The sequence below is a fragment of the Microbacterium sp. Soil_C_42 genome (genome assembly GCF_057656735.1).
The window spans coordinates 86,117-111,435 of record NZ_JBDGJU010000008.1; the positions used below are offsets into that span (position 1 = coordinate 86,117).

The following is a 25,319-nucleotide window of genomic DNA, read 5'->3' on the forward strand; positions in this document are numbered from 1 at the left end:
TCCCGGTCGTCGAGCGAGCGAGGGCCTGGCCTTCTCCCGGTCGTCGAGCGAGCGAGAACGAGCGAGTCGAAACGCGCCGACCCTGCGAGCAACCTCGGCCTCGGCACTCCCGCACACCCCAGCCGGTCGATCAGGAATGGCAGAGTGGGCGCATGGCCAACTCGCCCTCCGGCGACTCGATGACCGAGCGCATCGTGCGGGTGCTCGAGACGTTCACCGCCGAGCGTTCGATGCAGTCGGCGGCCGAGATCGGCCGCCGCGCGGGGCTGCCGTCGTCGACCGCGCACCGGATCGTCGACGAGCTCGTCGACGCGGGCCTGCTCGAACGCGATGAGGACCGGCGCGTGCACCTCGGCATGCGCCTGTGGGAGCTGGCCCTCCGCGGCTCGACGGCGCTGCGGCTCCGCCAGGCGGCGCTGCCCCACATGGAGCAGGTGCAGGCGCGCATCCGCGAGCACACGCAGCTCGCCGTGCTCGAGCAGGACGAGGCCCTCTTCCTCGAGCGCCTCTCCCACCCCGACGCCGGCGCCAACATCACCCGCATCGCCGGACGCCTGCCGCTGCACGCCTCGTCGTCGGGCCTCGTCCTGCTCGCCCATGCGCCGTCGGCCCTGCGCGAGCGGGTGCTCGCCGGTGCGCTGCGCGCCCTGGCTCCCGAGACGGTGACGGATGCTGCGCGCCTGCGCCGCCTCATCGCCGAGGTCCGCCGCGCCGGCGTGGTCGTGGCGCCCGGCTCCATCGAGGCCGTGTCGACCGGCGTCGCCGTGCCGATCCGCGACGCGGGCGAGGTCGTCGCCGCGCTGTCGGTCGTGCTCCCCCGCGAGACCGACCCGCAGGCCGCGATCCATGCGCTGCGCGAGGCCGCGGCCGGAATCGAGGCCGACCTGCGGACCGACCGCCGCTGATCGGTGGCCACCACGCCGCGCCGCGGCATCCGTCCCCTTCGTCTCGGGCGTTTCGCTCTTCGATCGCCACCCACCCGCCCTCACCCGCGGATCCGCGCCTGCGGACGCGCGGCCCGACACGCCGCTACGGCGCCGTGGCGATCGGCGCGCCGCCTCCGCCGTCCGCAACAGCGGATCCGATTCTGTGTGGAAGCCCGCCTCCGCGGTCCGCAACAGCGGATCCGATTCTGTGTGGAAGCCCGGTGACGGCGGCGCGCCGCGGACCCATTCAATGGGAATCCGGATCAACCCGGGACACACCGGGTCACACTGGGCCGAGGCATCCGTTCCCGAACGTCGAAGGAGACGTCCATGTCCACGATCCGCACCCGCGTCGCCATCATCGGGGCCGGCCCGGCCGGGCTCCTGCTGTCGCACCTGCTGGGAATCGCCGGCATCGAGTCGGTCGTCATCGACCAGCGCTCGCGCGAAGAGATCGAGACGACGATCCGCGCCGGCATCCTCGAGCAGGGCACCGTCGAGGTGCTCGACTCGTCGGGTGCGTCGAGCCGCGTGCGCACCGTCGGCAACCGCCACGACGGCATCGAGCTGCGCTTCGCCGGCGCCGGCCACCGCATCGACTTCGCCGACCTCGTCGGCCGCGGGGTCTGGCTGTACCCGCAGCACGAGGCCCTCAAGGACCTCATCGCAGTGCGCCTCGGCAAAGGCCAGGACCTCCGCTTCGGCGTGACCGCGCTGCGCGTCGAGGACGCGGCATCCGATCGCCCCCGCGTCATCGCGACCGACGCCGACGCCGCGCCCCTCGAGATCGAGGCCGAGTTCGTCGTCGGCGCCGACGGCTCGCGCAGCGTCGCGCGCGAGGCGGTCACGGGATCGTCGACCGGTGGGTACTTCCGCGAGTACCCGTTCGCGTGGTTCGGGATCCTGTGCGAGGCGCCGCCGAGCGCCGAGGAGCTCATCTACAGCAACTCGCCCGACGGGTTCGCGCTCATCAGCCAGCGCAGCGCCACGGTGCAGCGCATGTACTTCCAGTGCGACCCGAACGCCGACCCGAACGCCCTCAGCGAGGAGCAGCTGTGGGAGGAACTGCAGAAGCGCGTGCCCGGAACGACGCTCAAGGAGGGGCCGATCTTCCAGCGCGACGTGCTGCGGTTCCGCAGCTTCGTCGCCCACGAGCTGCTGAACGGCCGCGTCGCACTGATCGGCGACGCCGCGCACACCGTGCCGCCGACCGGCGCGAAGGGGATGAACCTCGCCGTCGCGGACGTGCTCGTGCTCGAGCGCGCGCTGCGCGCCCTCCTCCTCGACAACGACGAGCGCCTCATCGAGGCGTTCCCCGAGAAGGCGCTGCACCGCATCTGGAAGGCCCAGCACTTCTCGTGGTGGATGACCAACATGCTCCACGTCGCGCCCGACGCGTCGGACTTCGACCGCCTGCGGCAGCTCGGCGAGCTGCAGTCGGTGGTCGAGTCCGAGGCCGGTCGCCGCTTCCTCGCCGAGGCGTACACCGGCTGGCCGCTCGAGGGCCTCGCCTGACGCGGTGGCCTGTGGCGCGAGCCCCGTTCGGGGCGCAGCGCACGCATTCGGGGCGGACGCCGCGCGCCGCGAACGGACGCACCGCGCCCCGGACCCCGACAAGCCGGCATTGCCGCTGAACGGGAGTGACCGGATGCTGCGACCCCAGCCTCGGCTATAGTCCGGTGCCTATGGCCTCACCGCCCCGGACAGCGCCGCCCGAGCCGTCGCGCACGGCCTCGGTGGCGATGCTCCTCGCGGCGGTCTGCCTGGTCGCGATGAACATGCGGCCCGCGATCACGGGCCTCGGGCCGCTCCTCGACCAGATCGGCACCGACACGGGCATGTCGGTCTCGGCGCTGGGCCTGCTCGCCGCCGTGCCTCTGGTCGCGTGGGCGCTGTTCTCGCCGCTCGCGCACGATCTGAGCCGCCGGTTCGGGCAGCCGCGGGTGCTGCTGTGGTCGCTGCTGGTGCTGCTCGCCGGCACGCTCGTGCGCTCGATCCCCGGCCCGGTGGTGAGCCTGTGGATCGGCACCGCGATCATCGGCATCGGGATCGCCCTCATCAACGTGCTCATGCCCGCCGTGGTCAAGCGGGAGTTCTCGAGCCACGTCCCCGCCGTGACCGCGGCGTACACCGCCCTGCTCGCGGGCCTCGGCGCCGTCTCGTCGGGCGTGGTCGTGCCGATCTCGCACATCGAGCTCGGCGGCGATCCCGTCGGGTGGCGCTTCGCGCTCCTCGTCACCGGCGCCGCGCTCCTGCCCTTCGCGATCGTCGCGTGGTGGTGGGCGCACCGCGGGGCAGCCCGTGCCCACGACCGTTCCGCGGCACCGCGCGGGCGCACCGGCATCTGGCGCGACCCGATCGCCTGGCTCGTCGCCGCCTACATGGGCCTCCAGGCATCCATGTTCTACATGTTCGTGACGTGGCTCGCGCCGCTGTCGATGTCGATCGGGCGCTCCGAGGTCGTCGCGGGCATCGACGTCATGGTCTACCAGCTGTTCTCGCTCGCCGGCTGCCTGCTGCTGCCTCTCGCGCTGCGCGGCGGCCTCGAGCGGTGGGCGCCCGCGCTCATCCCGTCACTGGCGATCGTCGGCGTCGCAGGGCTCATGATCGCGCCCGACGGCGTCCTGGTGTGGGGCTCTCTCATCGGGCTCACCGGCGGCGCCACCCTCGCGATGTCGCTCACGCTCATGGCGCAGCGCGCCCGCGACCACGACACCTCGGCGGCCCTGTCGGGGATGTCGCAGTCGGTGGGGTACGTCATCGCCGCGCTCGGCCCGGTCGCCTTCGGCGCCCTGCACAGCCTCACCGGCGGCTGGACGGCATCGCTCGCGCTCGTGCTCGCGGTGCTCGTCGCCCTCACGGCGGTCGGGGTGTTCGCCGGCGGCGACCGCTACGTCCTCGAGCGCCGCTGAGCTCGGGCGCCGTTCAGGTGGCGCGACACGCGGATTCGACGTGCCCACCCCGCATGTCGTGGCCCCGAGCCGGGGACGGATGCCGCGGGCCGAGCTCACTCGCCGGGGAAGGCGACCGTGCGCAGCAGGGTGGCGAGCGTCGCGCGGTCTGATTCCGACAGATCGGCGTGCACCCGCTCTTCGGCGGCACGGGCCGACTCCCTCGCCTGGCCGACGAGTGCGCGGCCGGCATCGGTCGCAACGACCACGTTGGCACGCCGGTCCGCGGGATCGGGCTTGCGCTCGACGAGGCCGCGCGACTGCAGCTCATCGACGAGGCTCACGACCTGGCTCGGGTCGAGCCGGAGGAACTCGGCGAGCTCGCGCTGCGACGGCCGGGCCTCACCGGACGTCAGCACCAGCACGGAGTACGAGCGCGCCTTCAGCCCGTGCTCGGCCAGGGCGGCGTTGCCCGCGGCGAGCGCGATGGCGTTCGCGCGCGCGAGCAGGAAACTCACGTCGTCGGTCAGCGCCGACGCCCGCAGCCCCTCAGGGGCGAGGGGGTGAGCGGTGTCGGGCATGCCCACGATCGTACTCGAATTCGTGGATGAACGGAATGATTGACTTTCTCAACAGTTCGGTCTTCAATGGATCCGACACGAAGGAGTTCACGCATGTCTTCGCACGCACCTCTCGACGGCAAGGTCGCCATCGTCACCGGCTCGGGCCGCGGCCTGGGCCTCGCCTACGCCCAGGAGCTCGCCCGCCAGGGCGCCGCCGTCGTGATCAACGACGTCGACGAGGCCACCGCCGCCGAGGCCGTCGCCTCCATCGAAGCGGAAGGCGGACGCGCCGTTGCGGTGGCCCTGCCGGTCGGCCCCACCGAGACCGCGAAGCAGCTGGTGCAGACCGCCGTCGACACCTTCGGCCGGCTCGACATCCTCGTCACCAATGCCGGCGTCCTGCGCGACACGGTCCTCTGGAAGATGAGCGACGACGACTTCGACACCGTCATCAACGTGCACCTGCGCGGCACGTTCACCTGCGTGCGCGAGGCGGCGAGCTGGATGCGCGAGAACGAGGTGGCCGGCCGCATCATCTGCATCGGCTCCCCCACCGGCCAGCGCGGCAACTTCGGCCAGACCAACTACGCCGCCGCCAAGGCCGGCATCGTCGGTATGGTGCGCACCTGGGCGCTCGAGCTGGGGCGCGCCGGCATCACCGCGAACGCCGTCATCCCCGTCGCCGCGACCGCCATGACCGCGACCGTGCCCTACTTCGCGGCCGCTGTCGAGGCCGACGCCGCGGGCGAGCCGATGCCCGCGTTCTTCCGCCACGACCTCGGATTCGGCACGTCGGACGACGTCGCAGGGCTCATCGCCTACCTCGCATCGGATGCTGCGGCCGCCGTCACCGGGCAGGCCATCGGCATCGGCGGCGACCGGCTGCAGCTGTGGTCGCACCCCGAGGCCGTCGCCACCGCCTACAGCGACGGCGGCTGGTCGTACGACGATCTCGCGACCGGCTTCGCCGACGCCGCGGGGCCCCTCCAGTCGGTCGGCGAGAAGTTCCCGCCGCTGCCCGAGGAGCTGCAGCGCTCGTGACCGGCTGACCCGCTTCGCCTCGCTTCGCTCCCTCAACGACCGGAACTGACATGACCCGCTACGAACCCGCGATCGACCTCGACGCGATCAGCGCGATCGACGTGCACGTGCACATCGAGGTCGACCATCACGGGCACTCGTCGCTGCCCGACGATCTGCGCGACGCGGCGGCCAAGTACTTCAGCACCGACGGGCCGAACCCCGACCTCGACGGCGTGGCCGCGTACTACCGCGAGCGACGCATGGCGGCCGTCGTGTTCACGGTCGACGCCGAGACGAACTTCGGCCACTCGCCGATCTCGAGCGCCGACATCGCGGAGGGAGCCGCCCGCAACAACGACGTGCTCATCCCCTTCGGCTCCGTCGACCCGCTCTCGTCGACGGCGGTCGACGACGCCCGCCGCCTCATCGAGGACCACGGCGTGCGGGGCTTCAAGTTCCACCCCACGGTGCAGGGCTTCGACCCCTCCGACCCGGCCTACTCACCGCTGTACGAGACGCTGCAGGACGCCGGCGTCGTGGCGCTCTTCCACACGGGCCAGACCGGCATCGGCGCGGGCCTGCCGGGCGGGCGCGGACTGCTGCTCGGCCTGTCGAACCCGATGCTGCTCGACCCGGTCGCCGCCCGCTTCCCCGAGCTGCAGATCATCATGGCCCACCCCTCGGTCCCCTGGCAGGACGAAGCCCTCTCGGTCGCGACCCACAAGCACAACACCTGGATCGACCTGTCGGGCTGGAGCCCGAAGTACTTCCCCGAGTCGCTCGTGCGCGCCGCGAACTCCTACCTCAAACGCCGGGTGCTGTTCGGCTCGGACTTCCCCCTGCTCACCCCCGACCGCTGGATGAGGGATGCCGAAACCGTCGGCTCCTTCAAGCCCGAGGTGATGCCCGGCATCCTCAAGGACAACGCCGCGCGTCTGCTGGGTCTCGGAGGCTGACATGCCCGCGCTCGAGGCGGATGCGACGTTCGGGTTCGACCCGTACGCGATCGCTGCCGCGCAGCTGAGCCCCGCCGCGCGGACGGCGCTGGGGCGTCTGCAGCAGACGCTGGAGAGCAGCATCCGTCCCCTCCTCGCCGAGGCGTGGGAGACGGCGACCATGCCGCCCGAGGTGCTCGACGCGCTCATCTCTCTCGACCTCATGCAGCCGGACGCGGTGGATGCTGCGGAGGCGGCGTCGAGCGTGTACAGCGGGTTCCGCAACTACGTGCTGGCGCGCACCGACGTCTCGGTGGCGACGCTCTACAACGCGCAGTCGGGGCTCTTCCGCACCGCGATCGCGCTGGGCGGCTCCGCCGCGCAGGCGGAGGAGCTCGATCCGCGCGTGCGCAGCTTCGACCTGAAGGGCGTCTTCGCGCTCACCGAGCCCGAACACGGGTCCGACATCGCCGGCGGCCTCGCGACCACCGCCCGCCGCGAGGGCGACGCATGGGTGATCGACGGCCGCAAGAAGTGGATCGGCGGGGCCGCGGCATCCGATGTGCTCGTCGTGTTCGCGCGCGATGTCGACGACCACGCGGTCAAGGCGTTCCTCGTGCCCACCGACGCGACGGGCGTGCGCCTCGAGGCGATCGGCGGCAAGATCGCGCTGCGCCCCATGCAGAACGCGCTGATCACTCTCGACGGCGCGCGCGTGACCGAGGCGGAGCGCCTCCAGAACGTGAACGGGTGGCGTGACGTGGCGCGGATCCTCCGCGCGATGCGCTCGGACGTCGCCTGGATCGCCGCCGGACTTCAGGCCGGCGCACTCGACGCGACGGTGCGGTACGTCCGCGAGCGGCATCAGTTCGAGCGGCCCCTCGGCGGTTTCCAGCTCGTGCAGGAGAAGCTCGCCCGCATGCTCGGCAATGCCGTGGCGTCGCTGGCGCTCGTCGCACAGCTGTCCGCCCGGCAGGACCAGGGCGAGTACGCCGACGAGAACTCGGCGCTCGCCAAGCTGCAGACCGCTCGCCTCGCACGCGAGACCGTCGCCCTCGGCCGCGAAGTGCTCGGCGGCAACGGCATCCTGCTCGAACACGACGTCGCCCGGTTCTTCGCCGACGCGGAGGCCGTGTACTCGTACGAGGGCACGCACGAGATCAACGCCCTCATCGTCGGCCGCGCCCTCACGGGCGCCTCGGCCTTCACCTGAAACCCATCGAAGGAGACCCCATGACCACCACCGTCGACTACGCCGACGTCGCCACGCTCGCCGGCACCGACCTCGGCTGGACCGAGTGGCTCGAGGTCACGCAGGACCGCGTGAACCTCTTCGCCGACGCCACCGACGACCACCAGTGGATCCACGTCGACCCGGAGCGCGCGGCGGAGGGCCCGTTCGGCGGCGCCATCGCGCACGGCTTCCTGTCGCTGTCGCTGACCGTGAAGTTCTGGTCTGAGCTGTTCGACGTCACCGGAGTGACGACGCGGGTCAACTACGGCCTCGACAAGGTGAGGTTCGTGTCGCCGGTGAAGGTCGGCGCGCGCGTGCGCGGCGGCGCGGTCATCGCCGAGGTCACGGAGATCCCCGGCGGCTACCAGTTCGCCGTCGACCAGACCATCGAGATCGAGGGCGGGGCCAAGCCCGCCGTCGTCGCGCGCGGTCTGTACCGCTTCTACGCCTGACCCGGGCCCGCCTCCTCGAAGGAGAGGACACTGCAACGATGCACAAGGGAATCGGGTTCTGGCTCGCCAAGCGGCGGCTCAAGGACCCCGAGAAGACGGCCGTCGTCTTCGGCGACGCGGAGCTGACCTATGGGGAGCTGGCGGATGCCGCAGACAGCGTCGCCGCCGTGCTGTGGGATCGCGGCATCCGGTCGGGCGACGCCGTCGCGTACATCGGCGAGAACAGCCCGCAGTTCCTGCAGGTGATGTTCGGCGCCGCCCAGCTCGGGGCGGTGTTCGTGCCGGTGAACACGCGGCTCGCGGCCCCCGAGATGCGGCACGTGCTGGTCGACTCCGGGGCCCGCGCCGTCGTGCTCGATGCCGAGTTCCTCGACCGCGCGATGGCGGGGGTGGAAGCGGGGCGCATCGCGCACGTGATCGTGACCGGCGAGGGCCTTGCGGAGCACCCCGGCCTGGCGCGACTGATCGCCGAGGCGCCGCACGGGCACACCATCGCCGACGTCGACCTCGACACCCCCGCCGCGATCATCTACACGTCGGGCACGACCGGGCGGCCGAAGGGCGCGGTGCTCAGCCACGGCAACCTGACCTGGGTGGCCCTGAACTGCGTCGTCGATTACGACGTCGTCTCGAGCGACGTGTCGCTCATGATCTCACCGCTCTTCCACGTGGCCTCCCTCGGCATGGGCGCGCTGCCCGTGCTGCTGAAGGGCGCGACGCTCGTGCTCGAGAAGGGCTTCGAGCCGGGCCGCGCACTCGAACTGATCCAGCAGCACCGCATCACGATGCTCAGCGGCGTGCCCACGACGTACCAGATGATGGCCGATCATCCTGCGTGGGCGTCGACCGACCTGTCGTCGCTGCGCAAGCTCACGTGCGGCGGGTCGGCGGTGCCGACGCGCATCCTCAACGCGTACGAAGAGCGAGGCCTGTCGTTCTCGCAGGGTTACGGCATGACCGAGACCTCGCCCGGCGCGACGTCGCTGTCTCCGGCGATGACGCGGGAGAAGCAGGGCAGTGTCGGCCTCCCCCACTTCTTCACCGACGTGCGGATCACCGATGAGCACGGCGAGGTCGTGCCGCGCGGCACGGTCGGCGAGATCCAGGTCGCCGGGCCCAACGTCTTCCTGGGCTACCACGGCCTGCCCGATGAGACGGCGGCCTCGTTCACGCGCGACGGGTGGTTCCGCTCGGGCGACCTCGGCTACCTCGACCGCGACGGCTACCTCTACATCTCCGACCGGCTCAAGGACATGATCATCTCGGGCGGGGAGAACATCTATCCCGCCGAGGTCGAGAACCTCATCGCCGACATCGAGGGCATCTCGGGGGTCGCCGTGGTGGGCGTGCCCGACGAGCGGTGGGGCGAGGTCCCGCTGGCCGTCGTGACCGTGCGCGAGGGCGCCGAGGTCGATACGCGGATCGTCCGTGAGCACCTCGACGGGCTGCTCGCGCGGTACAAGCTGCCCAAGAACGTGGTCGTCGTCGAGGAGCTCCCCCGCACCGCCTCCGGCAAAGTGCGCAAGGCCGACCTCCGCGCCCGCTTCGGGAAGCCGTGACGATGGCGACGCGTCAGCCTCCGGTGCCCGCTCTCGAGCGGTCCTTCGAGGTCATCGCCGACCTCGGCCCGCTCGAAGACCACGGGATGACGCGCGCCGGTCACCGCCGCGTCATCCCCGTCGTCGGCGGCACGATCTCGGGCGCCTTCACCGGCACGATCCTCCCGGGCGGCGCCGACTGGCAGACCGTGCGCGCGGACGGGTCGATCGAGATCGACGGCCGCTACAGCGCGCGCGGCGACGACGGCTCGCTCATCTACATCCGTGCCCGCGGCGTGCGCAGCGGCGACCCCGCGGTGCTGGAGGCGCTGCTGCGCGGCGACGACGTCGACCCGGCGGCGTACTACTTCCGCGCCGCGCTCACGCTCGAGTCGGCCGCGCACCCCGAGTTCGAACGGTCGGTCTATCTCGCCTCGTACATCCGCGAGGCGCATCGCGTGCGGTACGTCGCCTACCGCGTGACCTGAGCGCGGGCGGGTCTCAGTCGACGAGTCCCGCGAAATCGCGGACGGCCGGGAAGGCGAACTCCCGGTGCCGCCGGGTGAAGAGCTCGGCGGAGCGGTCGGCGGGCCAGTCATCCCCCATGTACTGCCGCGGCAGCCGCGGGTCGGCGCGCAGCAGCGCGAGCCAGTCGGCCACGAGGAGAGTCCGCGCCGTGACAGCGGGCAGGCCGGCCGCGGCATCCTCCCGCTCCCAGTGCTCGATGAACTCGCGATGTGCCGCGCGGATCCGCTCCACGTCCCACGCGTCGCGCACGGCCTCGGCCATCGGGAAGCCCGCGAGCTCCGTGGCCGAGAAGGCATTGACGGATGCCGGGGGCAGATCCGGGATGATCGCCTCCAGCGCAGCGGCCAGGTCCACCGAGCCGGGCGCGATCCACAGACCGTCGCGCAGCACCGCGAACCCCGACCAGGTGAGTGTCGCGCGCAGCCGGTGCCGGAGGTCGCGCAGGTGCTCGGGAACGGTGAAGGTCACCAGGGTCCAGCCCTCACCCTGCGGCTCGAACGGAGACGGGCCGTTGACACGGCCGGACGCCTCGCGCAGCACTTCGCTGCCGTGCGATGTCAGCTCGAAGCCGATCTCACGCCCGAGACGCCGGCGCTCGAGGAGACCGCTGTCGACCATGCGATCGAGGTTGGTCCGCACCGCCGAGGCGGCAACGCCCGCACTCTCGAGCGTGCCGATCAGCACGCTGGCCCGCAGCGGCTCGAAGTAGCGGTCGCACACGAACTCGCCGAAGAACGCCAGCAGCAGCTGCCGCGGCTTGCGCGTCAGCACCGATGTCTCGAGGGGCGACGCTGGGGCCGGCGATGCCGCGCGTACGCCCGCGACGCTCACGCGGCCTCCGGGCGGACGGCCTCACCGCGCTTGGCACGCTGGATCTGCTCGTACACGTGCGTGCGCAGCTCGGTGAACCGGGGCAGGGCCCGCGTCGTGATCTGGTCGCGCTCGGGCGCGAGGTCGATCGCGAGGTCCTCCTGCACCCACGTCGGAGACTTCGACAGCACGATGACCCGCTCACCGAGGTAGACGGACTCGTCGATGTCGTGCGTCACGAACAGGATCGACATGCCCCGCTCGCGGTGCAGCGTGCGCACGAGGTCCTCGAGGTCGGCGCGGGTCTGCGCGTCGACGGCGGCGAAGGGCTCGTCCATGATGAGCACCTCGGGCTGATAGGCGACGGCGCGGGCGATGGCCACGCGCTGCTGCATGCCACCCGACAGCTGCCACGGATAGCTCGTGGCGGCGTGGTCGAGGCCGACGGCGACGAGCGCGTCGTCGATCAGGCGGTCGCGGTCGGTGCGCGACAGCTTCTTGTGCTTGAGCGGCAGCTCGACGTTGCCGCGCACCGTCAGCCACGGGTACAGGCTGCGCCCGTACTCCTGGAAGACCAGGGCCATGTTCGGCGGCGGAGCGGTGACCCGCCGCCCGCCGAGCTCCACGACGCCCGACGTGGGCTTGAGCAGCCCCGCGATGCACTTCAGCAGCGTCGTCTTGCCGCACCCGGAGGGGCCGACGATGCACACCAGCTCACCGGCATCCATCCGGAATCCGATGTCGCCGATCGCCTCGACGTTCCCGGTCGACGACTCGTACACCTTGCGCAGGTGCTCGACGTTCAAGAGCGTCTGTCCTGTTCGAAGCGAGTCAGGCACGCTCCACCTCCTTGATTCCGTGATACCAGCGCAGCACGCGTCGCTCGACGAGGCCGAAGACCGCCGCGAGCAGGATGCCGATGAGTCCGAGCAGCAGGATGCCGCTCCACATCTCGGCGATGAGGTAATTGCGCTGGAAGAAGACGATCTGATAGCCGAGGCCCGACGACGAGTAGCCGAGCTCCGAGATGACCATGAGGATCAGCGCGATCGACAGCGATTGGCGGACGCCGGCCATGATGCGCGGGCTCGCCGCCGGCAGCACCAGGTAGCGCAGGCGCTCCCGGGGCGTCAACGCGAACGAGCGGGCCGTCTCGGTCATGACCGAATCGGTGGAGCGCACCCCCTCGATCGTGTTGAGGAGGATGGGCCACACCGAGCCGATGACGATCACGACGATCTTCATGGCGTCGGTCGGCCCCATCAGCACGACCGCGATCGGAAGGAGCACCGGAGGCGGCACGGCGCGGAAGAACTCGAGCATCGGCTCGAGCAGCTCCCGCAGCCAGCGGTTCAGGCCGATGAGCGTGCCGGCGACGACGCCCACCACGATCGAGAGCACGATGCCGATCGCGAGCCGGCCGAGGCTCGGCACCACGTCGGTGACGAAGGCCGGCCCGATCCAGGTGTCGACGAACGCCTCGAGCAGCTCGGCGGGCGAGGGGAAGAACTGCGCCGGGGCGACGGTCGCCCAGATCCCCCAGATGACCACCAGGATGAGCGGCAGGCCGATCGCATACGCGGTGTTCTCGCCGATCTTCGCCCACACGCGCGAGCGCGGGCGGGGTGTGACGACGGTGCTCGTGTACAGGGTCACAGCACTTCCTCCCCTCGCACCGATTGGTGCCATGCCAGGGAACGGCGCTCGATCGCACGGAACACCAGGTTGATGAGGAGCCCGAGCAGGCCCGTGACGATCACGAGCGCATAGACGACCGGCCAGTTGCCCGACGACTGCGCGAACACGATCTCGCGGCCGAGCCCCGGGTTTCCGATGAACATCTCCGCCGTGATCGCGAGGATCAGCGCGACGGCGGCGGCCAGCCGCAGCCCGGTCATGAGGTACGGGAGGGCCGTCGGGAAGACGAGGTTCACGATGCGCGAGCCGCGCGACAGCCCGAAGCTGCGCGCCGTGTCGCGGGCGACGGCATCCACGTCGGCCACGCCGTAGAGCACCTGGATGAAGACCTGCCAGAAGCTCGCGAACACGATGATGATGAGCGCGGCCTGCAGCTGGTACCCGTACAGCAGCACCGCGAGCGGAATGAGGGCGACCGACGGGATCGGCCGCAGGAACTCGACCGTGGTGTGGGTCGCGCGGCGCAGGAACGGCACCAGCCCGATGACCGTGCCGAGCACGGTCGCGAGCACGGTCGCGATCACCAGGCCGATGCCCCACGCCGTGAGGGTGCGCCCCACGTTGCGCCAGAACTCCAGGTCGCGCATCTCCTGCCCGAGCTGGGCGAGCGTCTCTGTCGCCGTCGGGAAGTAGCGCGGGTCGACGAGTCCCAGGGTGGGAAGCAGCTGCCACGTCACGAGGAATCCGAGGATGCCGGCGGCGCCCAGCGCGAGCTTGCGCAGCGTGCGCAGCTGTCGCGGGCTCCGCCTCACGGGGGCGGGCACGGCGGCGGCGGTGGCCATGTGAATCCGATCGACGGCGCGGTTGACGAAGGACGAGGGCCGGGAGGAGGACGGATGCCTCGGGCCGAGGCATCCGTCGCCCTCCTCGTCGGGGCTACTGCTGCTGGAGCAGGCGGTCGTAGTCGGGCTCGGCCTCGATGTACGCGAACTCGACGGCGAGCGCGCCGAGGTCCTCGATGCCGGCGTCGGCGAGGTCCCACGTGAAGGTGGGGAGGGTGATGCCTGCGGCCGCCTCCTCGGGGATCTCGAGGTTCGTCGCGATCGCCGCGCGCACGGCCTCCTCGTTGCCGGATGCCCACTCGAGCGCTTCGGTCATCGCCGCGGAGTACGCCGCGACCAGGGCGGGGTCTTCGTCGAGGAGCGCCTGCGTCGTGATGTTCGTGAGCACCGAGAGCCCGGGGATCGTCGCCTGGTACGGCTGCACGACCGAGACGCCGCCCTCGCCGAGGATCATCCCGCGGAACGGGTCGGGCGCCCACGCGGCGTCCATCGTGCCCGCCTCGAGCTGTGCGGGCACGTCCGGGAAGGCGACCTCGACGAACTCGATCGTCGAGGGGTCGCCGCCGTCGTCCTGCACGGCCTTGCGGATCGTGAGGTCGCCGGCGGCGCCGATCGTGTTGACCGACACCTTCTTGCCCGCGAGGTCGGCCGGACGCATGATGCCGGAGTCGCCGAGCGCGACGACGGCATTGACGTCGTCGCCGTCGGCCAGGCTGTTCGCGTAGTTGCCGACGATCACGACGCCGAGGTCCTGCTGGTCGGCGCGGATCGGCCCGAACGGCTGGCCGATGGCGAACTGGATGTCGCCGCTGAGGAGCGCGGGGATCGCGTTGGCGCCGCCCTGTGCGGGGACGACCTCGATCTCGAGCCCGTGGTCTTCGAAGATGCCCTCGTCGATCGCGGCCCACAGGGCGCCGGTCTCGGCGATGGGGAGTGCGGCGACGCGGACGGGGATGAGCTCGCCCGACGCGGTGCCGTCGGTCGGGCTGGAGGACGGGGTGGCGGCGGAGTCGGTGCAGCCGCTCAGCGCGATCGCGGCGGCGGCGAGCACGCCGATGGTGGCAAGACTCTTCTTCATTGACGGGCCTCTCGTGGCAGATGCGGGTGTGTGCCGGCGGCACGGGTTCCGTCCCAGGAGTCGGAGTCCTCACCGCGGCGTGCCGGACACAAGTCATGGTGCGCCACACCGCATCGATTGTCAATGCTTCCGTGACGCCCGTCACGAATTCAGTGAACAAAGCCACCCCCTCTCACCATTCGCCAACAGGTCAACCGGGCTTCCGCAGGATGCTTCGAGCGCAAACGTCCTGTGCACACGCGGTTGACCTGTAGGAGCGCACATGACGCACGCTGAGGGCGGACGCCGAAGGCGATGTCCGCTCAACGGAAACCGTGGCGCGCGAGAGACGCTCCCCCGCCGAGGATGGACGCGCACGCGCCAGCGTGCCTATTGCCATTACCTATGGTCATAGGTATTCTCGGATCCAGCCGGTGCAGCGACGCATCCCGGCAGAGGAAAGGACCTCGACAGTGGCTCATTCGATCCCCGTCTCCCCGCAAGCCGCTTCGCTCGTGAACGGCTTCTCGCTCGAGATGACCGGCAAGGACGTGGCCGGTCTCGAAGAAGCCCGCGAGACGATCCCGCAGGGCACGAAGATCAACGTGACATTCCTCGGCAACGAAGACCTCGAGATGCGCGTCGCAGCGGCCAAGGCCGTCAAGGAGATGGGTTTCGTGCCCGTCCCGCACATCTCGGCCCGGCGCCTGGAGTCCGAGGCTCAGCTCGAGGAGTTCCTCGCGCGGCTGCAGGAGGTCGGCGCGACCGAGCACCTGTTCGCGGTCGGCGGCGATCCGGCGGAGCCGGCAGGTCCCTACCCCGACTCGCTGACGCTCATCCGTTCCGGCCTGCTGCAGAAGTACGGCGCACGCGAGGTGTCGATCGCCGGCTACCCCGAGGGCCACCCCGACATCGCCGACGACGTGCTGTGGCGCCACCTCGACGAGAAGGCGCTCGCACTCGCTCAAGAGGGGCTGGATGCCGTGATCCTCACGCAGTTCGCGTTCGACACCGCTCCGGTGATGGCGTGGATCGACGCGGTGCGCGCCCGAGGGATCGACGCGCAGATCCGCATCGGCACCCCCGGGCCGGCCGGCGTCAAGCGGCTGCTCGGCTTCGCCCGCCGCTTCGGCATCGGCGCGAACGCCATGATCGTGAAGAAGTACGGCTTCTCGCTGACGAACCTCATGGGAACCGCGGGCCCCGACCGCTTCGTGTCGGACCTCGCCACTCTGCTGGCCGACGACCCGAAGTCCGGCGACGTGAAGCTGCACTTCTACACCTTCGGGGGCCTGGCCGCGACCTCGCTGTGGGCGCGCGAGTTCGTCGCAGCGCAGTCCTCGGGGGCGCGCCGATGACGACCCACCTCGATGTGCGACGCGATCATGCGTGCCTGATCGTTCACGGGCCCGACCGCTCGGGCATCGTCGCCGCGGTGACGGCGCTCGTCGCCCGCAACCAGGGCAACATCGTCACGCTCGACCAGTACTCCGACAACCCCGAGGGCGGCGAGTTCTTCCAGCGCGTGGTGTTCCACCGCCCCGATCTGCAGGCTGCGCTGCCCGAGATCGAGGCCGATCTCGACGAGACCCTCGCACCGCTCGGCCTCGAGTGGCGGATCACCGACCAGTCCATCCCGAAGCGCATGGCGATCCTCGCCTCCACCAGCGACCACTGCCTGCTCGAGCTGCTGTGGCGCCACCGCCGCGGGGAGCTGCCGGTCACCATCCCGATGGTGATCTCGAACCACACCAACACCGCGGAAGACGTCCGCAGCTTCGGCATCCCGTTCTTCCACGTGCCGTCGCAGGGACCCGACAAGTCCGCCGCCGAGGCCAAGATCGTCGAGCTGCTCACGGGCAACGTCGACTTCGTCGTGCTGGCCCGCTACATGCAGATCCTCTCCGACTCGTTCCTCGAGAACGTCGGCGTGCCGGTGATCAACATCCACCACTCGTTCCTGCCCGCCTTCATCGGCGCGGCGCCCTACCGCAAGGCGAAGGAACGGGGCGTCAAGCTCATCGGTGCGACCAGCCACTACGTCACCGAGGACCTCGACGAGGGCCCCATCATCGAGCAGGACGTCGCCCGCGTCACCCACGCCATGACGGCCGCCGACCTGCAGGCCCGCGGCGCGTACGTCGAGCGCGCGGTGCTCTCCCGCGCCGTGCAGTGGCACGCCGAAGACCGCGTCATCCGCCACGGCAACCACACCATCGTCTTCTGACAACCCATCCCACGAACAGAGAGGTTCCCCCATGGCGAAGAATCTGCAGGAGCTGCTCGACGGTCAGAACGCCGTCGAGATGCTGCGCAACTCCCAGATCGGCTCGTACATCTACCCGGTGGTCCCCGCGGACTTCCAGAACTGGATCAAGGAGCAGCGCGCGTGGCGTGACACCGCCGTGCTCTACGACCAGTCGCACCACATGGACAATGTGTTCCTCAAGGGCTCCGACGCGATCCGGCTGATCTCCGACACGGCGATCAACTCCGTCGCGACCTTCCCGGTGAACCGCGCCAAGCAGTATGTCCCCACCACCGCGTCGGGCCATGTGATCGGCGACGGCATCCTCTTCCACGAGGCCGAGGACGAGTACGTCTACGTCGGCCGCGCGCCGGCGTCGAACTGGCTGCTGTACCACGGCGAGACCGGCGGCTACTCGAACCTCGACGTCACCGTGGACCGCCGTTCCCCGTCGCGCCCCTACGGCGACGCGGTGAGCCGCCGCTACTACCGGTTCCAGATCCAGGGACCGGCGGCGTGGAACGTCATCGAGAAGCTCAACGGCGGGCCGCTCGAGCAGCTGAAGTTCTTCAGCATGTCCGAGATGCAGATCGGCGGCGCCAACGTCCGTACTCTCCGTCACGGCATGGCCGGCGCACCCGGGCTCGAGGTGTGGGGCCCCTATGAGGACCACCACCGCGTGCGCGACATCATCGTCGAGGCGGGCGCCGAGTTCGGCCTGGTGCCGGTCGGCTCGCGGGCGTACCCGTCGAACACGCTGGAGTCGGGCTGGATCCCGTCGCCGCTGCCCGCGATCTACTCGGGCGAGGCCGAGCGCGGCTACCGCGAGTGGCTCGGCGTCGACAGCTACGAGGCGACCGGCACGCTCGCCGGATCCTTCGTGTCGGACGACATCTCGGACTACTACCTGACCCCGTGGGAGCTCGGCTACGGCTCGTTCGTGAAGTTCGACCACGACTTCATCGGCCGCGACGCGCTCGAGCAGATCGACCCCGAGACGCAGCGCCGCAAGGTCACCCTGGCGTGGAACGCCGAGGACGTCACGAAGATCTTCGCGTCGCTCTTCGACACCGAGGGCGACAGCTACAAGTTCTTCGACCTGCCGCTGGCGAACTACGGGTCGGCCAACTACGACGCGGTGACCGATGCCGACGGCAACAACGTCGGGTTCTCGATGTTCACCGGCTACAGCGCCAACGAGAAGCGCGCCCTGTCGCTGGCGACCGTGAACCCCGACGTGCCCGAGGGCGCCGAGGTGACGGTGGTGTGGGGTGAGCCGAACGGCGGCACCACGAAGGCCTCGGTCGAGCCCCACCAGCAGCTCGAGGTGCGCGCCGTGGTCTCGCCCGTGCCGTACTCCACGGTCGCCCGCCAGACCTACCACGGCGGCTGGCGCACGCAGTACCAGCCGGCCTGACCACACCGCTGAGACCCCAGCAGACGGACGAGACCGTGGGCGAACCCCTCCGTCTCGTCCGTCGACTGGGGTCTCACCGTCTTCGGCCCGCTACCCTCAGGCGAGGAAGGAGCACGCGATGAGTCTGCGCTATGCGCTGCTGGCGATCCTGCGGGTCGGCCCGCTGTCGGGCTACGACCTGCAGAAGCAGTTCCATCAGTCGGTCGGCCACGTGTGGCACGCGCCCGACTCCCAGATCTATCCCGAGCTGCGCAAGATGGAGGAGCTCGGCCTCATCGAGGGCGAGGAGCAGACGCGCGGCGAGCGCGGCACGCGGCGGATGTACCACGTGACGGATGCCGGAGAGCAGGCGTTCGTGGACTGGATGGGGTCTCCTCTCGACTATCAGCGGGTGCGCGACCCCGCCCACCTGCGCGCGGCCTACCTCGAAGCAGCTTCGACTGCGGACGCGCGGGCGTTCCTCGAACGGCACATCGCGCAGTGGGCGGGCGAGCTGGCGCAGTGGGAGGGCGAGCTCGAGCGCATCGACGCCGTCGCGAACCCCATGCTCGTCCGGCGCCTGGCCGTGACGGCGGACGCCGACCGCGAGCGCACCATCGCCTACAAGCGCTTCGCATACGAGGGCCTCGTCGAGCGTGCGCAGGGCGAGATCGCCTGGGCCCGCCGGGGGCTCGCGCTCGTGGACCGCCTGGACGGCGCTTCGACAGGCTCAGCGACCGGTACCTGACCCGTCGACCGACGGGTCACACCTCGTGGTCGGGAACCTCGATCGCGAAGGCGAGCTTCTGAAGCACCGTCATCGCGGCGGAGATCTCGTCGGTACTGAGCGGCCCGAGCAGGAGCGAGTAGGCGTCGTCGAGCGCCTGGCCGGCCTGTCGCGCCACCGCGTCTCCCTTCGGCGTCGCCCGGATGAGCCAGGCACGACCGTCGCGGGGATCCCGCTCGCGCACCACCAGGCCCATCTCCACCACCTGATCGACGAGCCGCACCACGTGCGCCTTGTCGAGAGCGAGGATGCGCCCGACTTCCCGTTGCGACAGGCCGCCCGACGCCGCGGCCAGTTCGACGAGGGAGTAGCTGCGGGTGCGCAGTCCGAACGCGGCGAGCGCGCGGTTCGAGACGGTCGCCGCGACCGAGGTGAAGCGCGCAGCCAGGAAGCCCGGGTTGCGTGCCAGCCGCCCCGCCGCGTGTTCGCCGTCCACCGGTGCCAACACTTCCCCGTCCGTCCTCGCCCGACCGTCGCAGTCTAGGACCAGGTGCCTCGCCGCTCAGAAAACAGTTGCAATGTGCAACTAAACTGGCCTAGCGTGACAGGACCCCGGCGATGATGCCGGGCGCACCCAGATGGTCCGACGAGAACGATCTCGCCGCACGGGACCAGGAAGAGGACCCCCATGTCACACTTCTTCGACGACTCGCCTCCAGGATCTCCGCGACAGCGGAAGCACTCCCTCGCTCGGTCCCGCCCACGCCTGACGGCAATGATCGGTGCGGCCGCGGCATCCCTCTTCCTCGTCGCGGGCCTCGCAAGCCCCGCCACGGCCGCTCCGCCCCGCAGCGAGGAGTCGCTGCGGCAGCTGTCGGCGGCACAGCCCGGCACCCTGCAGGAGTGCGAGACGCTGGCCGCGTTCGCGTACCCGTCGACGACGATCACGTCGGTGGCGCGGATCGCTCCGGGCTCGGTGGCCAACGGCGGCCGGCCGATCGGCGAGCACTGCCAGGTACGAGGCACGATGAACGAGCGCGTGAGCGCGTTCGACGGCCAGACCTACGCGATCGGCTTCGAGATGCGTCTGCCCACGGACTGGGCGGGCCGCTTCCTCTACCAGGGCAACGGGGGGCTCGACGGCTCCATCGTGCCCGCGCTCGGGCTCACGCGCGGCGGCGAGAGCGGGCTGCAGATGGGCTTCGCGGTTCTCAGTTCCGACGCCGGTCACAACGGCAGCCAGAACCCGCTGTTCGGCCGCGAGCCGCAGGCCCGGCTGGACTACGGCTACCAGGCTGTCGGCACGCTCACGCCGATGGCGAAGGCCCTGATCACTGCGGCGTACGACCGCGGGCCCGACCGCTCGTACATCACCGGCGGGTCCAACGGCGGGCGCCACACCATGGTGGCCGCCGCTCGCTACGCCGACCAGTTCGACGGCTTCCTCGCGATCTCGCCCGGCTTCAACCTGCCGCAGGCGGCCGTCGCCCAGCTGTGGGGAGCCCAGCAGTGGGCGCGCGTCGCGACGACGTCGGCCGCTCTCGCGACGGCCTTCACGCCGACCGAGCGAACTCTCGTCGCGGACGCGATCCTCAGCCGATGCGACGCCCTCGACGGACTGGCCGACGGCATGGTCCACAACAGCGAGACCTGCCAGCAGGCGTTCTCGGTGAAGCGCGATGTGCCGCGCTGCACGGGCGAGCGCGACGGAACATGCCTGACGAAAGACCAGCTGACCGTCATCGAGGAGGTCTTCGCCGGTGCGCGTACGAGCAACAACAAGGCGATCTACTCGTCGTTCCCCTTCGACCCGGGCCTGACCCAGACCGGCTGGGCGGGCTGGAAGTTCGGTTCGCCGTACACGCGGGATGCCCCGGCCGTCGGCTTCATCTTCACCACGCCGCCGGCCGAGCCGAGCATCCTCTCCGACCTGCGGGGCTACGCGCTCGGCTTCGACGTCGACACCGAGGCTGCGAAGATCTATGCCACCTCGGGGATCTACACCGAGAGCAGCATGTCGTTCATGACGCCACCCGATCCCACCCGCCTCGACTCGCTGCGCGACCGCGGGGCGAAGATGATCGTGATCCACGGCGCCTCGGACGGCGTGTTCTCGCCGGACGACACCGCGGACTGGTTCGACGAGCTCGACCAGACCTACGGCGATGACGCGGAGCAGTTCGCGCGGTACTTCGAGGTGCCCGGCATGGGTCACGTTGCCGGCGGACCCGCCACCGACCAGCACGCCGGCCTCGCCGCCCTCGTCGCCTGGGTCGAGCAGGGCATCGCGCCCGATCAGCTCGTGGCGTCGGTCAATCCGGCCAACCCGGAGGTGCCGGCGAGCTGGTCGCCGACCCGCTCGCGTCCGCTGTGTGTGTACCCGCAGGTCGCGGAGTACGTCTCGGGAGACCCCGAGACCGCCTCCAGCTTCGCCTGCGAGGACCCGCAACCCGGCCTCGCGTACGGCACTCGCTGACGCGGCCCCCCACACGCGAAGAGGGTGGATTCCCGCAGGGAACCCACCCTCTTCCGCGCTTCCCGAGACCACGTTGCCGCGAGAGTACAGCTGGTGGACGAAAGGTCGGGAAGCAACCGCCCTCTCGTCCACCAGCCGTACTCTCGCCGACCGGGCCCCGACCGGCAGGACGGGGGCCCGGTCAGGTCAGTGGGCCATCGAGGCGAGGGCCTCCGGGTCGATCGTCGCGATGGAGCGGGTGTCCTGGAAGGCGCGGACGCCCTCGATCCCCTGCTCGCGTCCGAACCCGGACTGCTTCATCCCGCCGAACGGCGCGCGCAGGTCGAGCCGCGTTGCGCCGTGGTCGTTGACCCACACGTACCCGCATTCCAGCTGCGATCCCACGCGCTGCGCCGCCTCGGGCGACGCCGTCCACACCGAGCCGCAGAGGCCGCCCCACGTGTCGTTGGCGAGGCGCACGGCCTCGGCCTCGTCGTCGAACGGGATGACCGGAATGACGGGTCCGAACTGCTCCTGCGTCACCACGCGCAGGTCGAGCCCCGGGTCGACGACGAGCGCGGGACGCACGAAGTTGCCGCCGGCCAGCTCGCCCGCGGGCAGCTCGCCGAACTCGCGGACGTCGGCGCCGGCATCCTTCGCCTCCTGGATGATCTCGTCGACGAACGCCTTCTGCGCCGGCTGGTGCAGCGGCCCCATCGTCGTGCCTTCGTCGAGGCCGTAGCCGAGCCGAGCCGTCTCGAGGCGCGCGGTCAGCCCCGCGACGAGCTCGTCCATGCGCGAGCGGTGCACGAAGACGCGCTTGGCGTTCATGCAGATCTGGCCGGTCGTGTCGTATATCGCGGCGTAGAGCCGGTCGAGGTGCGCGTCGTCGAGGATCGCGTCGTCGAGGAACACCGCCGCGTCGTTGCCACCGAGCTCGAGCGTCACGCGCGTCAGGGTCTTCGACGCCATCTCCATGATCCGCTTGCCGCCGTTGACGCTGCCCGTGAAGCAGACTTTGGCGATGTCGGGGTTCTGGATGAGGTCCGCCATGTCCTGATCGCGGCCGGTCACGACGTTGAGCACACCCGGCGGCAGCTTCTCGGCCACGCGCTGCACGACGCGGGTCGTCGCGAGCGGCGCCGAGGGCGGCGGCTTCACGATCGCCGTGTTGCCTGCCAGGAGCGCGTGCGGCAGCGCCGCCCCGAGGATCGCGATCGGCCAGTTGAAGGGCACGATCACGGTCACGACGCCGAGCGGCTGGTACGTCACGTCGGTCGACACCGGGATGGCGCCCGGGATCGGCGGCAGGGTCTTGGAGGCGTCGACCTCGTCGGCGAGCATGAGCGCGAGGTTCCAGCGGATCTCGAACACGAGGCCGTCGATCCAGGCCTCCATGCGGATCTTGCCGTTCTCCTGCGACAGGATGGCGGCGTCCTCGTCGCGGTCGTCGGCGATGCCCGCGATCGCCGCGGCCATCTGGGCGGCGCGCTCCTGCGGCGTGAGCGCCGCCCACGCCGGGAACGCCGCCTTCGCGGCGGCCACGGCATCCTTCACATCCGATGGGGATGCCGCCGCGGCCTCGCCTACGACCGTCCCCGGCCTGCCGGGATCGGGGATGGTGAGCACGTCGTCGGTGAACCGCTCCTCACCCCCGATGTACAGTCCGGTCCGGACCGCGGTCCCCATCGTCGTGTCGCCCATCGCAGGCCACCTCTCTGTGTCGGTCTCTGTCTCGGTCGCTGCGTGCGCTCCGGTGCAGCGGTGCAGCCGTGCGGGTGTCGTCGAGGATCCGTCGCGTGTCTGCGCGGATCGACGTCTCCTCCAGCGTGCCTCTCGCATGCATGCGAATCAAGATTGTCGACGATTTTCGCGCGGATTTCGTATGAAATGCTTCGCACCGGCGCGTCGGGCGCGAGATAGTGTCTGTGAACGGACGAAGGCGCCGAAGGGGGTTGGCGGAGATGACGGATGCCGCAGTGCTGAGCGAAGACGAGGCGACAGAGCGTCCCGACCTCACCCAGGTGATCCGCGAGGCGATCCTCGACGCGCAGTTCGCACCTCACCAGCGGCTCATCGAGGCCGACCTGAGCGAGCGCTACGGAGCGTCGCGTGCCTCCGTTCGCACGGCGCTGCTGAACCTCGCCGGTGAAGGGCTCGTCGAGCGTCTGCCCAACCGTGGCGCACGGGTGCGGGCGATCACGGTCGACGAGGCGATCGAGATCGTCGAGGTGCGCATCGGCCTCGAGACACTCTGCGCGCGCAAGGCCGCCGAGAACCTCTCCCCCGCCGACGCGGACGGACTCCGGGCCCTGCGCGCCGACATCGAGGGCGCGATCGGTTCGGGAGACCTCATGGCGTACTCGCGCCTCAACCAGGAGCTCGACCGCCGCATCCGCGACCTCAGCCGGCACGGCACGGCGACCCAGCTGCTCGAGCGCCTGCGTGCGCAGTCGGCGCGCCACCAGTTCCGCCTCGCCTTCCACCCGGGGCGCGCCGCGACGTCGGCGCCGGAGCACATCGCGATCATCGACGCGATCCTCGCGAAGGACCCCGACGCCGCCGAGGCCGCGACCCGCGCCCACCTCTCGGGCATCGTCGAGGTGCTCCACGGCATGGAGTGAGGCACCGTCCTCGCTCCGACGCACGGGAGAAACCACGAACGCGCCGTGCCGCCACCGCCGGTGTGGTTCCCCGGTGCGATCGCGGTCTCTCGGCAGACGGCGGAGGGGCGGACGGATGCCTCCGCCCGCCCCTCCCCCGGGCTCAGGTCACTGATCCCATGACTCGGCGGGGGCGTAGCCCTTGCCGTTGTACTTCTGCACCTGCACGGTCGAGACGGCGGGCTGGCCGTCCTCGGTGGTGTCGACGGTGGAGCCCTCGAGCATGAGGGGTGCGGTGTAGCCGGAGATCGTCCGCAGCTGCTCCATGAAGTCCGCGCGCGTCGGCTCGGTCATCTTCGCGAACACCTGCTCCAGCGTCGCGCCGACCTGGTACGACCAGACGCAGTGCGGGAAGGCCGGAGGGTCGGGATAGTTCGCGTAGTCCTTCAGCCCGGCGAGGAACGCGGCGCCGTCCTCGCTCTCGGCGAAGGTGGGTGCCGCCGCCGACTGTGCGAAGGCGACCGTGTAGACGCCCGGGAACGCCGCGGCGCCGCCCGGCTCGAGGATCGCGCTGGGGCTCGACGTGTTCGACGGGAGGAACCACGAGGGCAGCCACCCGAGCTCCTGCGTCTTCTGCAGCGACGAGATCACGAGCGGCGTGATCGACATCGCGTTGAAGAACACGTCGGCGCCCGACCCGGCCAGCTCCGTCAGCTGCGCGTCGACCGAGGTGTCGGTGGCCTCGTACGTCAGCTCCTTGACGATCTCGATGTTGTCGGCGCCCTCGATGCCGGTCTTGAAGCCCTCGACATATCCCTCGCCGTAGTCGTCGTTCTGCGACAGGATCGCGACCGTGTGATCTTCGCCCGACCCGGCCAGCAGCTCGCCGAACGCCTGTCCCTCGTTCTGGTAGATCGGCACGAATCCGAGCTGCCACGGGCTCTCCTCGGCGTCGCTGAAGATCGGGTCGCCCGTCATGATCAGCGCCTGCGGCACCTCGTCGGCGATCGCCGCCTCGCGCCACGCCCGGTTGGTGGGCGTTCCGAGGCCTGCCGTCATCGCGAACACGCTGCTCTTGAGCTGGTCGTAGTTGGCCTTGGCCTTCTGCGGGTCGTACTCGTCGTCCAGCGCTTCGATCTCGACCGTACGGGTCTTGCCGTCGCCGAACTCCACACCGCCCTCGGCGTTCTTCGCGCCGAAGTAGGCGGTGATGCCGGCGACCGTGCAGGTGCCGGGGCCGGCGGTCGGCCCCGACAGCGGGGTCGTGATGCCGAGGGTGATCGAGTCGTCGGTGATGCCCGGGCTCGCCTCCGCTGCGCCGCCGTCTTCGGTGCTGTTCGGCGAGCCGCCGCCGCGCGCGCAGCCGGCAGCGAGGACGGCGACGATGCCGATCCCCGCGACGACCGAGGCGACGCGCATCCTTCTGCGATTCGTGCTCATGGGTCCTGCCTCT

The 25,319-nt window shown here is 70.5% G+C and carries 24 protein-coding genes; 15 read left to right on the plus strand and 9 right to left on the minus strand.

The window, feature by feature from the left end:
- The first annotated feature begins 152 nt into the window (after nucleotides 1–152).
- The 3 genes from AC3A46_RS07450 to AC3A46_RS07460 all read left to right on the plus strand — a co-directional run bounded on the left by AC3A46_RS07450 (nucleotide 153) and on the right by AC3A46_RS07460 (nucleotide 3,838).
- Entirely contained in the window at nucleotides 153–905 is a 753-nt protein-coding gene (locus AC3A46_RS07450; RefSeq protein WP_487664567.1) for an IclR family transcriptional regulator, read from the plus strand.
- Nucleotides 906–1,256: 351 nt separating this feature from the next.
- Nucleotides 1,257–2,441 carry a 4-hydroxybenzoate 3-monooxygenase gene (locus AC3A46_RS07455; protein ID WP_487664568.1) on the plus strand — a complete coding sequence of 395 codons (1,185 nt, stop codon included), beginning with the start codon at nucleotides 1,257–1,259 and terminating at the stop codon, nucleotides 2,439–2,441.
- A 170-nt stretch (nucleotides 2,442–2,611) separates the two neighbouring features.
- Nucleotides 2,612–3,838, plus strand: coding sequence for an MFS transporter (locus AC3A46_RS07460; protein WP_487664569.1), 1,227 nt, complete (start codon nucleotides 2,612–2,614; stop codon nucleotides 3,836–3,838).
- Between the two features lie 95 nt (nucleotides 3,839–3,933).
- Here AC3A46_RS07460 and AC3A46_RS07465 read toward each other — a convergent pair whose 3' ends face one another.
- Nucleotides 3,934–4,398 carry a MarR family winged helix-turn-helix transcriptional regulator gene (locus AC3A46_RS07465; protein ID WP_487664570.1) on the minus strand — a complete coding sequence of 155 codons (465 nt, stop codon included), beginning with the start codon at nucleotides 4,396–4,398 and terminating at the stop codon, nucleotides 3,934–3,936.
- A gap of 93 nt (nucleotides 4,399–4,491) precedes the next feature.
- On the opposite strand from AC3A46_RS07465, the gene AC3A46_RS07470 reads away from it, so the two are divergent.
- The 6 genes from AC3A46_RS07470 to AC3A46_RS07495 are packed head-to-tail and all read left to right on the plus strand — an operon-like array spanning nucleotide 4,492 to nucleotide 10,050.
- On the plus strand, nucleotides 4,492–5,421 hold the full coding sequence (locus AC3A46_RS07470; protein WP_487664571.1) for an SDR family NAD(P)-dependent oxidoreductase: 930 nt from the start codon (nucleotides 4,492–4,494) through the stop codon (nucleotides 5,419–5,421).
- Between the two features lie 50 nt (nucleotides 5,422–5,471).
- Nucleotides 5,472–6,359 carry an amidohydrolase family protein gene (locus tag AC3A46_RS07475; protein WP_487664572.1) on the plus strand — a complete coding sequence of 296 codons (888 nt, stop codon included), beginning with the start codon at nucleotides 5,472–5,474 and terminating at the stop codon, nucleotides 6,357–6,359.
- A gap of 1 nt (nucleotide 6,360) precedes the next feature.
- The gene (locus tag AC3A46_RS07480; RefSeq protein ID WP_487664573.1) at nucleotides 6,361–7,551 is read left to right on the plus strand and encodes an acyl-CoA dehydrogenase family protein; all 1,191 of its coding nucleotides are present in this window, start codon (nucleotides 6,361–6,363) and stop codon (nucleotides 7,549–7,551) included.
- A gap of 20 nt (nucleotides 7,552–7,571) precedes the next feature.
- On the plus strand, nucleotides 7,572–8,024 hold the full coding sequence (locus AC3A46_RS07485) for a MaoC family dehydratase (RefSeq protein WP_487664574.1): 453 nt from the start codon (nucleotides 7,572–7,574) through the stop codon (nucleotides 8,022–8,024).
- 38 nt (nucleotides 8,025–8,062) lie between these two features.
- The gene (gene menE, locus AC3A46_RS07490) at nucleotides 8,063–9,583 is read left to right on the plus strand and encodes an o-succinylbenzoate--CoA ligase (RefSeq protein WP_487664575.1); all 1,521 of its coding nucleotides are present in this window, start codon (nucleotides 8,063–8,065) and stop codon (nucleotides 9,581–9,583) included.
- Between the two features lie 2 nt (nucleotides 9,584–9,585).
- Nucleotides 9,586–10,050 (plus strand): DUF3237 family protein, encoded by a 465-nt coding sequence (locus AC3A46_RS07495; protein ID WP_487664576.1) that lies wholly within the window; start codon nucleotides 9,586–9,588, stop codon nucleotides 10,048–10,050.
- Nucleotides 10,051–10,063: 13 nt separating this feature from the next.
- Here the strand turns inward: AC3A46_RS07495 and AC3A46_RS07500 are convergent, their stop codons facing one another.
- The 5 genes from AC3A46_RS07500 to AC3A46_RS07520 all read right to left on the minus strand — a co-directional run bounded on the left by AC3A46_RS07500 (nucleotide 10,064) and on the right by AC3A46_RS07520 (nucleotide 14,458).
- Nucleotides 10,064–10,921, minus strand: coding sequence for a PaaX family transcriptional regulator (locus tag AC3A46_RS07500; protein WP_487664577.1), 858 nt, complete (start codon nucleotides 10,919–10,921; stop codon nucleotides 10,064–10,066).
- Entirely contained in the window at nucleotides 10,918–11,739 is an 822-nt protein-coding gene (locus AC3A46_RS07505) for an ABC transporter ATP-binding protein (protein ID WP_487664578.1), read from the minus strand. Before AC3A46_RS07505 ends, AC3A46_RS07500 begins: the two co-directional genes overlap by 4 nt.
- Nucleotides 11,732–12,556 (minus strand): ABC transporter permease, encoded by an 825-nt coding sequence (locus AC3A46_RS07510; RefSeq protein WP_487664579.1) that lies wholly within the window; start codon nucleotides 12,554–12,556, stop codon nucleotides 11,732–11,734. The genes AC3A46_RS07505 and AC3A46_RS07510 overlap by 8 nt, the downstream gene beginning before the upstream one ends.
- Complete coding sequence (locus AC3A46_RS07515; RefSeq protein WP_487664580.1) at nucleotides 12,553–13,380, minus strand: ABC transporter permease; 828 nt, start codon at nucleotides 13,378–13,380, stop codon at nucleotides 12,553–12,555. The genes AC3A46_RS07510 and AC3A46_RS07515 overlap by 4 nt, the downstream gene beginning before the upstream one ends.
- Before the next feature lie 94 nt (nucleotides 13,381–13,474).
- On the minus strand, nucleotides 13,475–14,458 hold the full coding sequence (locus tag AC3A46_RS07520; RefSeq protein WP_487664581.1) for an ABC transporter substrate-binding protein: 984 nt from the start codon (nucleotides 14,456–14,458) through the stop codon (nucleotides 13,475–13,477).
- A gap of 515 nt (nucleotides 14,459–14,973) precedes the next feature.
- On the opposite strand from AC3A46_RS07520, the gene AC3A46_RS07525 reads away from it, so the two are divergent.
- From AC3A46_RS07525 to AC3A46_RS07540, 4 genes are all read left to right on the plus strand, one after another.
- Entirely contained in the window at nucleotides 14,974–15,795 is an 822-nt protein-coding gene (locus AC3A46_RS07525; RefSeq protein ID WP_487664619.1) for a methylenetetrahydrofolate reductase, read from the plus strand.
- Nucleotides 15,792–16,664: a formyltetrahydrofolate deformylase gene (gene purU / locus AC3A46_RS07530; protein ID WP_487664582.1), complete on the plus strand. Its 873-nt coding sequence runs from the start codon at nucleotides 15,792–15,794 to the stop codon at nucleotides 16,662–16,664. The genes AC3A46_RS07525 and purU overlap by 4 nt, the downstream gene beginning before the upstream one ends.
- 31 nt (nucleotides 16,665–16,695) lie before the next feature.
- The gene (gene ligM / locus AC3A46_RS07535) at nucleotides 16,696–18,102 is read left to right on the plus strand and encodes a vanillate/3-O-methylgallate O-demethylase (protein WP_487664583.1); all 1,407 of its coding nucleotides are present in this window, start codon (nucleotides 16,696–16,698) and stop codon (nucleotides 18,100–18,102) included.
- Nucleotides 18,103–18,220: 118 nt separating this feature from the next.
- Nucleotides 18,221–18,829, plus strand: a complete 609-nt coding sequence (locus AC3A46_RS07540; protein WP_487664584.1) for a PadR family transcriptional regulator — start codon at nucleotides 18,221–18,223, stop codon at nucleotides 18,827–18,829.
- A 16-nt stretch (nucleotides 18,830–18,845) separates the two neighbouring features.
- Here the strand turns inward: AC3A46_RS07540 and AC3A46_RS07545 are convergent, their stop codons facing one another.
- Nucleotides 18,846–19,304 carry a MarR family winged helix-turn-helix transcriptional regulator gene (locus tag AC3A46_RS07545; protein ID WP_487664585.1) on the minus strand — a complete coding sequence of 153 codons (459 nt, stop codon included), beginning with the start codon at nucleotides 19,302–19,304 and terminating at the stop codon, nucleotides 18,846–18,848.
- 279 nt (nucleotides 19,305–19,583) lie between these two features.
- Here AC3A46_RS07545 and AC3A46_RS07550 point away from each other — a divergent pair, with 279 nt between their 5' ends.
- On the plus strand, nucleotides 19,584–21,284 hold the full coding sequence (locus AC3A46_RS07550; protein WP_487664586.1) for a tannase/feruloyl esterase family alpha/beta hydrolase: 1,701 nt from the start codon (nucleotides 19,584–19,586) through the stop codon (nucleotides 21,282–21,284).
- Between the two features lie 186 nt (nucleotides 21,285–21,470).
- Here the strand turns inward: AC3A46_RS07550 and AC3A46_RS07555 are convergent, their stop codons facing one another.
- Nucleotides 21,471–22,967, minus strand: coding sequence for an aldehyde dehydrogenase family protein (locus tag AC3A46_RS07555; RefSeq protein ID WP_487664587.1), 1,497 nt, complete (start codon nucleotides 22,965–22,967; stop codon nucleotides 21,471–21,473).
- A 260-nt stretch (nucleotides 22,968–23,227) separates the two neighbouring features.
- Here AC3A46_RS07555 and AC3A46_RS07560 point away from each other — a divergent pair, with 260 nt between their 5' ends.
- A complete protein-coding gene (locus AC3A46_RS07560; protein ID WP_487664588.1) occupies nucleotides 23,228–23,887 on the plus strand; it encodes a GntR family transcriptional regulator in 660 nt (219 codons plus the stop codon).
- A gap of 147 nt (nucleotides 23,888–24,034) precedes the next feature.
- Here the strand turns inward: AC3A46_RS07560 and AC3A46_RS07565 are convergent, their stop codons facing one another.
- Nucleotides 24,035–25,306, minus strand: a complete 1,272-nt coding sequence (locus AC3A46_RS07565) for an ABC transporter substrate-binding protein (protein ID WP_487664589.1) — start codon at nucleotides 25,304–25,306, stop codon at nucleotides 24,035–24,037.
- Between the last annotated feature and the right edge of the window lie 13 nt (nucleotides 25,307–25,319).

Coding starts and splice junctions, on each gene's coding strand:
- AC3A46_RS07450 (WP_487664567.1), top strand. CDS start 153: ATGGCCAACTCGCCCTCCGGCGACTCGATGACCGAGCGCATCGTGCGG.
- AC3A46_RS07455 (WP_487664568.1), top strand. CDS start 1,257: ATGTCCACGATCCGCACCCGCGTCGCCATCATCGGGGCCGGCCCGGCC.
- AC3A46_RS07460 (WP_487664569.1), top strand. CDS start 2,612: ATGGCCTCACCGCCCCGGACAGCGCCGCCCGAGCCGTCGCGCACGGCC.
- AC3A46_RS07465 (WP_487664570.1), bottom strand. CDS start 4,398: ATGCCCGACACCGCTCACCCCCTCGCCCCTGAGGGGCTGCGGGCGTCG.
- AC3A46_RS07470 (WP_487664571.1), top strand. CDS start 4,492: ATGTCTTCGCACGCACCTCTCGACGGCAAGGTCGCCATCGTCACCGGC.
- AC3A46_RS07475 (WP_487664572.1), top strand. CDS start 5,472: ATGACCCGCTACGAACCCGCGATCGACCTCGACGCGATCAGCGCGATC.
- AC3A46_RS07480 (WP_487664573.1), top strand. CDS start 6,361: ATGCCCGCGCTCGAGGCGGATGCGACGTTCGGGTTCGACCCGTACGCG.
- AC3A46_RS07485 (WP_487664574.1), top strand. CDS start 7,572: ATGACCACCACCGTCGACTACGCCGACGTCGCCACGCTCGCCGGCACC.
- menE (WP_487664575.1), top strand. CDS start 8,063: ATGCACAAGGGAATCGGGTTCTGGCTCGCCAAGCGGCGGCTCAAGGAC.
- AC3A46_RS07495 (WP_487664576.1), top strand. CDS start 9,586: ATGGCGACGCGTCAGCCTCCGGTGCCCGCTCTCGAGCGGTCCTTCGAG.
- AC3A46_RS07515 (WP_487664580.1), bottom strand. CDS start 13,380: ATGGCCACCGCCGCCGCCGTGCCCGCCCCCGTGAGGCGGAGCCCGCGA.
- AC3A46_RS07520 (WP_487664581.1), bottom strand. CDS start 14,458: ATGAAGAAGAGTCTTGCCACCATCGGCGTGCTCGCCGCCGCCGCGATC.
- AC3A46_RS07525 (WP_487664619.1), top strand. CDS start 14,974: ATGACCGGCAAGGACGTGGCCGGTCTCGAAGAAGCCCGCGAGACGATC.
- purU (WP_487664582.1), top strand. CDS start 15,792: ATGACGACCCACCTCGATGTGCGACGCGATCATGCGTGCCTGATCGTT.
- ligM (WP_487664583.1), top strand. CDS start 16,696: ATGGCGAAGAATCTGCAGGAGCTGCTCGACGGTCAGAACGCCGTCGAG.
- AC3A46_RS07540 (WP_487664584.1), top strand. CDS start 18,221: ATGAGTCTGCGCTATGCGCTGCTGGCGATCCTGCGGGTCGGCCCGCTG.
- AC3A46_RS07550 (WP_487664586.1), top strand. CDS start 19,584: ATGATCGGTGCGGCCGCGGCATCCCTCTTCCTCGTCGCGGGCCTCGCA.
- AC3A46_RS07555 (WP_487664587.1), bottom strand. CDS start 22,967: ATGGGCGACACGACGATGGGGACCGCGGTCCGGACCGGACTGTACATC.
- AC3A46_RS07560 (WP_487664588.1), top strand. CDS start 23,228: ATGACGGATGCCGCAGTGCTGAGCGAAGACGAGGCGACAGAGCGTCCC.
- AC3A46_RS07565 (WP_487664589.1), bottom strand. CDS start 25,306: ATGAGCACGAATCGCAGAAGGATGCGCGTCGCCTCGGTCGTCGCGGGG.